The organism is Cronobacter sp. 153480017-3, assembly GCF_053627815.1.
In genome coordinates this window covers 252,637-264,275 of the sequence record NZ_JBSEYN010000004.1, presented here as the reverse complement: position 1 = coordinate 264,275, position 11,639 = coordinate 252,637, and the positions used below count along the sequence as shown (strand labels likewise).

General features: G+C 52.4%; 8 protein-coding genes and 1 tRNA gene. 6 read left to right on the top strand and 3 right to left on the bottom strand.

From position 1 onward, the window contains the following. Positions 1-115 precede the first annotated feature (115 nt). The 3 genes from ACUW6V_RS11980 to ACUW6V_RS11970 all read left to right on the top strand — a co-directional run bounded on the left by ACUW6V_RS11980 (position 116) and on the right by ACUW6V_RS11970 (position 2,352). Entirely contained in the window at positions 116-661 is a 546-nt protein-coding gene (locus ACUW6V_RS11980; protein ID WP_454038396.1) for a hypothetical protein, read from the top strand. 525 nt (positions 662-1,186) lie between these two features. Then, positions 1,187-1,897 (top strand): peptidoglycan-binding protein, encoded by a 711-nt coding sequence (locus tag ACUW6V_RS11975; RefSeq protein WP_454038395.1) that lies wholly within the window; start codon positions 1,187-1,189, stop codon positions 1,895-1,897. Continuing rightward, the gene (locus ACUW6V_RS11970; RefSeq protein ID WP_454038394.1) at positions 1,894-2,352 is read left to right on the top strand and encodes a DUF1311 domain-containing protein; all 459 of its coding nucleotides are present in this window, start codon (positions 1,894-1,896) and stop codon (positions 2,350-2,352) included. The genes ACUW6V_RS11975 and ACUW6V_RS11970 overlap by 4 nt, the downstream gene beginning before the upstream one ends. Positions 2,353-2,735: 383 nt before the next feature. Here ACUW6V_RS11970 and ACUW6V_RS11965 read toward each other — a convergent pair. After that, positions 2,736-2,830, bottom strand: a tRNA-Sec gene (locus tag ACUW6V_RS11965). Between the two features lie 289 nt (positions 2,831-3,119). Between ACUW6V_RS11965 and ACUW6V_RS11960 the strand changes: the two genes are divergently transcribed. Next, on the top strand, positions 3,120-4,523 hold the full coding sequence (locus ACUW6V_RS11960; protein WP_454038393.1) for a glycoside-pentoside-hexuronide family transporter: 1,404 nt from the start codon (positions 3,120-3,122) through the stop codon (positions 4,521-4,523). A 3-nt stretch (positions 4,524-4,526) separates the two neighbouring features. Then, positions 4,527-6,851, top strand: coding sequence for an alpha-xylosidase (gene yicI, locus ACUW6V_RS11955; protein WP_454038392.1), 2,325 nt, complete (start codon positions 4,527-4,529; stop codon positions 6,849-6,851). 45 nt (positions 6,852-6,896) lie between these two features. On the opposite strand, the gene avtA is transcribed toward yicI, so the two are convergent. Then, a complete protein-coding gene (gene avtA, locus ACUW6V_RS11950; protein WP_041460656.1) occupies positions 6,897-8,153 on the bottom strand; it encodes a valine--pyruvate transaminase in 1,257 nt (418 codons plus the stop codon). 173 nt (positions 8,154-8,326) lie between these two features. After that, positions 8,327-10,357 (bottom strand): alpha-amylase, encoded by a 2,031-nt coding sequence (locus ACUW6V_RS11945; RefSeq protein ID WP_454038391.1) that lies wholly within the window; start codon positions 10,355-10,357, stop codon positions 8,327-8,329. A gap of 313 nt (positions 10,358-10,670) precedes the next feature. Between ACUW6V_RS11945 and ACUW6V_RS11940 the strand changes: the two genes are divergently transcribed. Continuing rightward, entirely contained in the window at positions 10,671-11,495 is an 825-nt protein-coding gene (locus ACUW6V_RS11940; RefSeq protein ID WP_071601437.1) for a protein bax, read from the top strand. The last annotated feature ends 144 nt before the right edge of the window (positions 11,496-11,639 follow it).

Sequence of the window (11,639 nt, the reverse complement as noted above, 5' to 3'; positions counted from 1 at the left end):
ATTATGGCTGTCCCGGCACATTTATGCCTTTATGACGCCTCAGGCGCATTAATTTACGGTGGCTCAGAGGTGATGGGCCGCGAGGGAAGTATAGAGATTCAAGGGGTTAGTCAAAATGAGTATATATCTTATGCCAACTTATATTATTAAGATTTGGCCTAAATTAATTGCTATTACTGTTGCGCCACTTGGCTTTGTTATTATGGCATTTATGGCCGTATTTCGCTTAAGCTTTAGCGATTATGCTTATAGTGGATACTACCGAAGTTTTACTGATTTGGTTTTAATCGCATCCGTAGATTCCGCTGTAGCTGGTTTTATTTTTGCTCTTTTTTATATCTTTTTATTAAGATGGCTCCATTTGTCTGGAGATATTTGCTGGGGTTTTGCTTTTATTATATCCTGGCAGGTGGGTTTTGTTGTTTTTACGATGTCAGACATGGTGATACATTTGAAAAATATTGTTGAGCACTTATTGTTTATGGATAATTTTCATCTGAGCTATGCTCATGTTGAACCTCCGGTAGAAGGACAAACTATTGCGGTACGGGATTTTATCATTATCGTGGTGTTTTTTATTGGCAATGCAGTAGCCTCTGGATCACTGGCTTTTATTTTTTCCGGAGTTTTTAGCGTAATGAAGAAGAGTTATAGCTCGTAAATTTTTAATTAATATTCAAATATCAACTTTCTCAACTGTGCTTATCGCTGTGACGGGCAATATAATTAATAAAACACATGACGCGATGTTATCTAAATCGTTATGGAGTGTCGAGCCAGCATAGATGGCTATGCAAGATTGTGAATACTTCAGAAATACAGGCGATCAGCAAAAAAGATATGTCTTAGTCATTTATCTTGAACGTTGTAAAGCTCTTATGACTTTTTGTTATAGTTTTTTCTGATGACGATTTTATCTTTAACCTTGCATAATATAAAAATATTTTGACGTGTTAAGGGATAAGGGAGTGTTCATGAGCAGTCGAAAAAAATCAGGCCATATATTATGCGGATTGAATCCACTGTGGGGGAGTGTGGTGGCAACAAGCCTGAGGAGGTTTTATGGTTTCAGCAAACGCTCAGTGAGTCCGGCTATTAAGAACTAACCGGGCGAGATGTTAAGATTACTGGCCAGTGTGACAAAGATACCATTGACGGCATCCGTTGGTTTCAGAATATGCTCTCTATGAAGCCTACCGGTATGATTCACCCCGGAGACGTCTGGCTTCAGGAAGCGATAAATAATGTTGTTTTACAGCCCTGGAGTAAAACTGTCGGGGCGGTACAGCTAAGTGTGCCTGAAGGCCAGGTTACCTTTGATGCTGAAGGGAATGATTATGTCTTTCCGGATTATGCTCCCAAGAAAGCGCCTAAAAGAACGGGCTTTTTTTCCCGGATATTACATTGGCCTGGTGAGGTATCTGGAGTCACACTAGGGCGCGGTTATGACATGAAAATGCGGACTGCCGGCGAGATTTTTTCAACATTGCGAAGTATTGGTCTAGAAGAATATCGCGCAGTGATTGCGTCAAATGCTGCATACCTTAGCGGAAGGCAGGCAAAGCTTTTTGTCGAAACCACATGGCAGTTATTTGGGGAGATAAGCTATGCTCAGCAAATTGAATTATTCAAGCGTTCTTATTTAGAGAAAAAGAATTACGCAAAATACTTTTACGTCAAAACAGCAACAACAAAACCGAACGCACCATCATGGGATGATCTCGATCAGAAAATTAAAGATGTTCTTGTTGATATTTTTTATCAGGGCACACGATATCCAGCCAGCTTAGTCGAGGCGGCATTAGCGGGCAAAACAGCACTTATAAAGTTCATTCAGGAGGATTCAGCTCTGATACGTTATGAACCTACAAGGCAAAGAATCAGGTATTTACAATGAAAAAAACATTGATAACGTTTATTTTAATGACCTTAATTCCGTCAGCTTACAGTACTGAGAAATTAGACATTACAGCTGGCCCGGAAATTGATAACTGTTGGCGTGATAATGCTGACCGAGGAAAGGCTTCTGAATGCTTACGCGCTTTTAGTGACAAAAGTAACAAAGAAATGGATGAATTAATTGCCAAAACAGTCAGGCAAATTAAGGAGAACAATAGTGGTCCTGTTTTCAAAGGTGAGGATCCTCAACAGACCATTGGTGACGTCTTCAGTAACCTTTTCCTTGACTCGCAAAATTCCTGGAAGGAGTATCGTAAGAGTCTCTGTTTAGGCGTTGGTTCGCAAATTGGGAAAGATGCCTACGACTACTGGCCTTACATTTACCAGTGCCAAATCAACCTAAATAAAAGGCATGTTGAAGAGATTAAAATGATTCGTGCAGATGAAAAGTAAAGGGCTTAATAAATTGATCACGATTGTGTGCTAAGTGAATTTTTAAACTTCAGCTGGTTTAAGCGAGTTTAAGCCAGCTAATTCATTCATTTGAAGACATGATGTTATCGTAATAGTGATTGAAGGACATGCTCCCTACCTAAAAAATGGAGTAACGTCCGCTTTGAGCCCTGAGCGGTTTGATCACTTTCATGCTAAAAAGTTTTATCTACAAAATGCTCAATTGATGCTTTTGTTTTGTACTTTCATCATGTTAGCAAGAAAATAGGTTGATGTTCACTCTGGTTAGGGCGCAGTAATAAAAAAATCTGACCTGTTCTCCGTTGATTAATGCACAACGTATAGAGTTTTTTAGACTTTCTCGGATGGGTGCGGAGCAACTTTGGCGGAAGATCACAGGAGTCGAACCTGCCCGGGACCGCTGGCGGCCCCAACTGGATTTGAAGTCCAGCCGCCTCACCGGAGACGACGATCTTCCGCGCCTGCATTGCTACATGGAGGCCGGCGCATTATAGGCGCGTTTCAGACGCTTACCAATACCCCCGCCACACTCTTTTTTCGCCCTTCCGATGCCCGTTATGCGGTTTTGCTTAAGTGTTTTTCCGTTGTTACGGGCCACAAGAATTATTCATTCGTTGCATCAGCAGGTTATCGCGATCACAGAAAGTAAGAATCATAAATAAATAACCAGAAAACAGAATTTCTGGCGGTTCCGAACGGCGCTAAAAACTTAAGTGAAATTTCGCGTATCGCCGGAGGACCACCGAATGAGTGAGCAAGCGCTTTCCGTGAAGGAGAAGATTGGCTACGGCATGGGAGATGCCGCAAGCCATATTGTTTTTGATAACGTCATGCTTTACATGATGTTTTTCTACACCGACATCTTCGGCATTCCCGCCGGGTTTGTCGGCACGATGTTTTTACTGGCCCGCGCGCTTGATGCCATCTCCGATCCGGCGATGGGACTTATCGCCGACCGCACCCGCAGCCGTTGGGGCAAATTCCGCCCGTGGGTGCTATTTGGCGCGCTGCCATTCGGCGTGGTGTGCGTGTTCGCCTACAGCACGCCGGAGCTCAGTCTTAGCGGCAAAATGATCTACGCCGCTGTCACTTATACGCTGCTCACGTTGATGTACACGGTCGTGAACATTCCTTACTGCGCGCTGGGTGGCGTGATTACCAGCGATCCGCAGCAGCGTATTTCGCTGCAATCCTGGCGCTTTGTGCTGGCGACGGCGGGCGGCATGCTATCGACGGTACTGATGATGCCGCTGGTGAATTTTTTCGGCGGCGAAGATAAAGCGTTCGGCTTTCAGGCAGGGATTGCGGTGCTTGCCGCCGTGGCGTTTCTGATGCTCGCGTTTTGCTTCTTCACCACTAAAGAACGCGTCGAGGCGCCGCCGAATACTTCCACCATGCGTGAAGACCTGCGCGATATCCTGCAAAACGATCAGTGGCGCGTCGTGGGCGTGCTGACCATTCTCAATATCCTCGCCGTCTGCGTGCGTGGCGGGGCAATGATGTATTACGTCACCTGGATTATGGGCGATGCCGCGCTCTTCTCCTGGTTCCTCGGCCTTTACTGCGTCGGCAATCTTTTTGGCAGCGCGCTTGCCAAACCGCTGACGGACTGGAAGTGCAAGGTCAGTGTTTTCTGGTGGACTAACGCCGCGCTGGCCGTGCTGAGTATCGCCATGTTCTTCGTGCCAATGAGCGCCACCGTCGTTATGTTCGTTTTTATCTTCGTTATTGGCGTCCTGCATCAGCTGGTGACACCCATTCAGTGGGTCATGATGTCCGATACGGTCGATTATGGCGAATGGCGCAACGGTAAACGTCTCACCGGGATTAGCTTCGCAGGCACGCTGTTTGTGCTGAAGCTCGGCCTGGCGCTGGGCGGCGCGCTGATTGGCTGGATGCTGGCAGGTGGCGGCTATGACGCCGCCGCGAAAACCCAGAACAGCACCACGCTCACCATCATCGTTTCGCTCTTCACGCTCGCGCCGGGCATCTGCTACGTGCTGAGCGCCATCATCGCGAAGCGTTACTACACGCTGAAAACACCATTTTTGAAAAACATTCTTGCGGAGCTGGCGAAGAGCGCGCGTCATAACCAGCGGGAATTTGAAACATTGCCGGTCAGTAAGACATTCCAGAAATCGAAGGGGTAAGCCATGAAAATCAATGACGGAAACTGGCTGATTCAGCCGGGTTTAAGCCTGCTGCATCCCGTTCAGGTATTCGATGTTGAGCAGCGCGACGGCGAAATGGTGGTTTATGCCGCGCCGCGCGACGTGCGCGAACGCGCCGGACAGCTCGATACACCGCTTTTTACCCTGCGATTTTTCTCGCCGCAGGAGGGAATCATTGGCGTGCGTATCGAACATTTTCAGGGCGTGCCAGACCGCGGCCCGCGTTATCCGCTCAATGCGCAAGCGCAGGTGCCTGTTGAGCTACGTGACACGGACCGCTACGCGGAGCTGCAAAGCGGCGCGCTCAGCGTGCGGGTGACCAAAGGCGAGAACTGGGCGCTCGATTTTCTGCGCGACGGCGAGCGCATTACCGGCAGCCAGGTGAAGAACAACGGCTATGTGCAGGATAGCAACACCGGCGGCAGCTACATGTTCGAGCGGCTGGATCTCGGCGTCGGCGAAACGGTTTATGGGCTCGGCGAGCGGTTTACCGCTCTGGTCAAAAACGGCCAGACGGTGGAAACCTGGAACCGCGACGGCGGCACCAGCACAGAGCAGGCCTATAAAAATATTCCCTTTTACCTGACCAACCGTGGTTATGGCGTGCTGGTGAACCACCCGGAGTGCGTCTCTTTTGAAGTCGCCTCGGAGAAAGTCTCGAAAGTGCAGTTCAGCGTGGCGGGTGAATATCTGGAATATTTCGTTATCGACGGCCCGACGCCAAAAGCGGTGCTGGACCGTTATACCCGCTTTACTGGGCGTCCGGCGCTGCCGCCCGCCTGGTCGTTCGGACTGTGGCTGACCACCTCGTTTACCACTAACTATGACGAAGAGACCGTGAACCGGTTTATCGACGGCATGGCGGAGCGCGAACTGCCGCTGCATGTCTTTCACTTCGACTGCTTCTGGATGAAAGCCTTCCAGTGGTGCGATTTCGAGTGGGACCCGGCGACATTCCCGGACCCTGAAGGCATGCTTAAACGCCTGAAGGCGCGCGGCCTGAAAATCTGCGTCTGGATAAATCCTTACATCGGCCAGAAATCACCACTGTTTCGCGAAGGCATGGAGAAGGGCTACCTGCTGAAGCGGCCTGATGGTGCCGTGTGGCAGTGGGACAAATGGCAGCCAGGGCAGGGGATTGTTGATTTCACCAACCCGGCGGCGTGTGACTGGTACGCAGGCCACCTGAAACGGCTGGTCGGGATGGGCGTTGACTGCTTCAAAACCGATTTCGGCGAGCGCATACCCACCGATGTGGTGTGGCATAGCGGCGCTGATCCGCAAAAAATGCACAATCACTATGCCTTCATTTATAACGAGCTGGTCTGGAATGTGCTGAAAGGCACCGTGGGCGAGCAAGACGCGGTGCTGTTTGCCCGCTCGGCGTCCGTCGGCGCGCAGCAGTTCCCGGTGCACTGGGGCGGCGACTGTTACGCCAACTATGAATCGATGGCGGAAAGCCTGCGCGGCGGCCTCTCCATTGGCCTTTCCGGCTTCGGCTTCTGGAGCCATGACATCGGCGGATTCGAAAACACCGCGCCTGCGCATGTCTACAAACGCTGGTGCGCGTTTGGGCTGCTCTCCAGCCACAGCCGCCTGCATGGCAGCAAATCGTATCGCGTGCCGTGGGCGTATGACGACGAAGCCTGCGATGTGGTGCGTCACTTTACACAACTGAAGTGCCGCCTGATGCCTTATCTGTATCGCCAGTCGGTGTTAGCGCACGAGCGCGGTACGCCCGTCATGCGCGCCATGATGCTGGAGTTTCCGGACGACCCGGCCTGCGACTACCTCGACCGCCAGTATATGCTTGGCGACAGCGTGCTGGTCGCGCCGGTTTTCAGCGAGTCGGGCGACGTGGCGTTTTATCTGCCGCCAGGGCGCTGGACGCATCTGTGGCATAACGATGAGCTGGACGGTGGGCGCTGGCACAGGCAGCGTCACGATTTTCTGAGCCTGCCGGTGTATGTGCGCGACAATACGCTGCTGGCGCTCGGGAATAACGATCAGAGGCCCGATTACGTGTGGCATGAGGGCACGGCGTTCCAGCTGTTTAACCTGGCGGACGGCGCTGAAGCGCGCTGTGAGGTGCCTGCCGCGAATGGCGAGACGACCTTTACGCTGTGCGTGAAGCGCGAGGGCAAACGGATTACGGTCGAAGGGAGCGGTCACGCGACCGGCTGGACACTCTGCCTGCGTAATATTCAGCAGGTTACGAGCGTTGATGGCGGTAACAGCGTGGGCAGCGAATGGGGTGTTGTGGTGACGCCGGAGCGTGAGGCGCGAGCGTTTATCATCACGCTCTGAGAAACAAAAACGCCGCCAGCAGGCGGCGTTTTCTCTAAGGCTGCGTTACTGGCCCGCTTCCTGCCAGGCGCGCTCAATCTCTTCCGCCAGGATTTTCACGCCCGCCTCGATTTTCTCCGGCTCCGGCACATAATTCATGCGCATGCACTGGTGGGTGTGCGGCCACGGCTTATCCAGCCCCGGGAAGAAGAAATCGCCCGGCACCATCAGCACGCCGCGTTTTTTCAGGCGCTGATAGAGGAGCTCGGTGGTGATCGGCAAATCTTTAAACCAGAGCCACAGGAAAATCGCGCCTTCAGGCTTGTGAATGAGGCAGCGCTCCGGCGACAGATAACGGCGAATGATGGCAATCGTCTCCTGAACGCGCTGCTGATAGAAGGGTTTTATCACCTCCTGAGACAGACGCAGCAGATCGTTGCGCTTAATCATCTCGCAGGCCATCGCAGGCCCGATGCCGCCCGGCGCCAGACTGATTATTCCGTTCATGTTGCTGATGGCCGAGATCACTTTTTCATTGCCAATGATAATGCCGCAGCGGCTGCCCGGCAGGCCGAGCTTGGAGAGGCTCATGCACAGAATGATATTCGGGTTCCAGAGCGGGCGCGCCTCGCTAAAGATAATGCCCGGGAATGGCAGGCCGTAAGCGTTATCGATCACCAGCGGAATGTTGTGCTGGTTGGCGAGCGCGTCGAGCTTAATCAGCTCGTCGTCGGTGATCACGTTGCCGGTCGGGTTGGTTGGGCGCGATACGCAGATCATGCCGGTTTCCGGGCCGATATGCAGATGCTCGAAATCCACATGATATTTAAACTGGCCTTCCGGCAGCAGTTCGATATTCGGGCGCGCGGAGACGAACAAGTCTTCCTCAAGCCCGGAATCCGCATAGCCGATGTATTCAGGCGCCAGCGGGAACAGCACTTTTTTCGACGTGCCATCCACCTGGCGGCCGGCAAACAGGTTAAACAAGTAGAAAAATGCGCTCTGGCTGCCATTTGTCAGCGCAATATTCTGTGGTTCGACATCCCAGCCAAACTCTTTTCGCAACATGCCCGCCAGGGCTACCAGGAGCTCACTTTTTCCGCGCGGGCCATCATAATTGCAAAGCGCATCAGTCACTTTGCCGCTTTCAAGCATCGATGCCAGCAGTTCCTGGAAATAGTGGTTCATCGCCGGGATTTGCGCCGGGTTTCCGCCGCCAAGCATGATAGCGCCGGGGGTGCGTAATCCGTCGTTGAGATCTTCCATGAGGCGCGTAATGCCTGCATGGCGGGTAAATTTGTCGCCGAAAAGTGAAAACGTCATAGCGGTCTGTCTGTCGCATTCTTTTAAAAAGAGGCTAACCATAGCGCTACAGGATGGCGGGTGCAAATCGGCGGGCAGGTGCTTTTCTGATGCAAAATGTTTCGATGCTGACAGCACGTAGCATTATATGCTGGATAACGAGGCGGCGCGCCCGAAGACACGCCGCCTGGTGATTACTGCTGGCCAGCCCAGACGACCATAACGGTATCGTCACCCTGCTGGCGGATAAACCCATAGCCCTGTTTCAGTGACAGCGTCGTCTGCTTGCCGCCGCCGATGGCCGGGTGACGCGCGCGAAACTGCCCGAGCTTTTGCCAGTGCGCGAGCGTCGCCGCGCTTTTACCGTTGAGATCCTGCCAGTTCATATCGGATCGTGTGCCCTGGAGTGGATCGGAGCCGGTTGGCCCGAAAGGCCGCTCACTTTCGTCGCCGTAAAAAATCTGTACCGCGCCGGGTGTGAGCAAAAGTAATTCTGCCGCCCGCGGCCCGCCTTCGCGAAACAGCCGGGTATCGTGCGAGGAGAGGTAGCTCAGCGCATTGAACCCCTGGAGTTTTTCCGCCATCTGCTGCCAGACCATATCGATATTCGCGAAGCAGTCGGCGGCTTTCGCGGCCTGCTCCTGGTAATCGAAATTAATCATCGCGTCGAAACCGTGGCGGTAGTAATCGCTCTGCATCACGCCGTGACCCCAGGCCTCGCCGGTCATCCAGAACGGCGCGTCATCAAGCTTTTTATCCGGGTTTTTGGCTTTCCATTCGACGAGCGCCGCGCTGGCCTCGTTTTTCAGCTGTTGCCAGGCGGCCAGTTCAACATGTTTTGCCGTATCCACGCGGAAACCGTCGATACCGTAATCGCGCACCCACTGGCTGAGCCAGCGTGTCAGGTAATCGCGTGGGGTGGCACCGTCGATAAGCTGCGCCGCGGTATCCGGCTTGTGCTGGTAAAAGTTTGGCAGGCCGGAGGGCTGTGTCGATTCTGTTTTCAGGTCCGGTAAAAAGGTGAGCGAGAGCGTGAGATCGTCAAAGCCGGGGCTGTCGTAATCGCCGATATCCGTGCGGATCCACGTTTTACCCCACCATTTTTCCCAGGCGGCTTTATCGCTGAAATTAATATAGTCATTGAAGCTGTGCCAGTTCTGCCCTGCGCCAGGGCGCCAGTCGGTCCAGTTTTCACCAAGCGTCTTTTTCAGCTCGTCGCCTTTGAGGTAGAGCGCGCCAAACTGGAATTGCTGCATATCGGCGAGCGTGGCGTAGCCCGTGTGGTTCATCACCACGTCGAATAAAACACGAATGCCGCGTCGGTGCGCTTCATCGACCAGACGGCGTAAGTCGTCCGGCGTGCCCATGTTGGCATCCAGTTTCGTCCAGTCCTGCGGGTAGTACCCGTGGTAGGCATAATGTGGGAAATCGCCTTTGGTACCGCCGCCGACCCAGCCGTGGATCTGCTCCAGCGGCGAGCTTATCCATAGCGCGTTGACGCCGAGCGTTTGCAGATAATCCAGTTTGCTGGTCAGCCCTTTGAGATCGCCGCCGTGAAACGTGCCAATCTCCTGCATGCCGTCTTTATGGCGGCCATAGCTGTTGTCATTGGTCGGGTCGCCGTTCACAAAGCGATCGGTCAGGACGAAATAGACGGTGGCGTTATGCCAGTTGAACGCGGCCTGCGAAGGGGATTCTGCGCGCTCCAGCAGCAGAAGCCCGTTGCTGCCGGGCGCGGGCGTCAACGTGATTTGCCCCTGCGTGACCGTGGCGGTATTGCCGCTGTAGAAGTCGCGCACCACGCTGCCTTCCGGGAACGTCTCTTTAACGGAGACCGTGAGCGGTTTGCCGTCCCATTTCGGGCACTGGCGTGTCACTTCCGCGACCGCCTTTTGCGCTTCCTGCTCGACGCTTAACATCAGGGTCGGCGTGCCGGATCGCGTGTCTATCTGTACCTTGTAATTGCCGTCGCGAAAGCGTCGCCATTCGGGGGCCGGGTCAACGCATGGCGTCAGTGAGAGCATCTGATTCAGTTTGACAGGCCCGGCAGGTTGCCAGCAGGCGTTGTCCATCGTCAGGCGCAGCGGCTGCGTGCCTTTCGCCAGCGGCCCCTGGCTTATAAACACGCCGGGGGTTTTTTCCTGAAACGCAGGCAGGTCGGGAGCGGACCACTGCGCGAGCGCGATGCACGGCAGCAGCAATAGTGCGAGAGGGGAGAGGTTCATTATATGCATCCTGTGCGATTTTTGTTCAGTGTCGCATGGCGATATAAGGAATTCCTCATCCTTAAGCGGCAGTGAAAGGGGAGGAAACGGGAGGCTGAGCCGCGTCGTTTCAACGCCAGCATTAAATGCTAAAAATGGCATTTTTTAATGTTTATTTTCAGCGAGTTAAACTGCCTGCAAGCGCCGCGAATTCAGAATCGACTTATTTCTTTAGATGATCCAAAACGGTATTTTTGATAGGATTTAAGATTACTTTCTTAAATCCAATTAAATAATAAGGTGTTGGAATGCTTAAATCCGACCAGGAGACCTGATGATATCGACTTCAATTCGACGATTAGGGGCGGCGTTGTGTATGTTAGCCACCCTGGCATTTTCGGGTGAAGTGCTGGCAACGCAGCACACAACGAAAAAGAGCCACACAGTACACGTTACAAAGACAAGCGGTAAAAAACTGGCAAGCAGTAAAAAAGAGTATTCTCGCAATAGTGTAATAAGTGGTTCACTGCCTGATTTGCGAAAATACCCTTCCGGAACACCACGGAAAAAAGCGTTTCTCCGGACCGTCATGCCTTACATTACCAGCCAGAATGCGGCTATTTCCGCTGAGCGTAACTGGCTTATTTCAAAGCAGTATGACGCCCAGTGGTCGCCTGCTGAACGCGCGCGCCTGAAAGATATCGCGAAGCGCTACAAGGTAAAATGGAATGGCAACACGCGCCGCGTACCGTGGAATACGCTGTTTGAGCGCGTAGATATTATTCCTGCCAGCATGGTCGCGACCATGGCGGCGGCGGAAAGCGGCTGGGGAACCTCGAAACTTGCCCGTAATAACAACAACTTGTTTGGCATGAAATGCGCCAGCAAGCGTTGTAATAACGAACCAGGCAAAGTGAAAGGGTATTCTCACTTTAACTCCGTTAAAGAATCCGTTAATGCCTATGCGGTGAATCTGAATACGCATCCGGCTTATGCTTCTTTCCGCAAATCGCGTCTGCAACTGCGTAAAGCGGATCAGGAAGTGACGGCCAGTAATATGATCCATAAGCTGAAAGGCTATTCCACTAAAGGGAAAAGCTATAACAATTATCTGTTTGCCATGTATCAGGATAATCAGCACCTGCTGGCAACCAATTAATTAACAGCTGTGATGGCTCAGGCACAAAAAACGTCTTCTTCGGAAGACGTTTTTTATTGCTTTGCGCAGCGTTGTATCCAGACACTATTAACGCCTGCCAGCATAAGCGTCGCTTAACGTTTTTACGTTAAACTGCCGCGCACG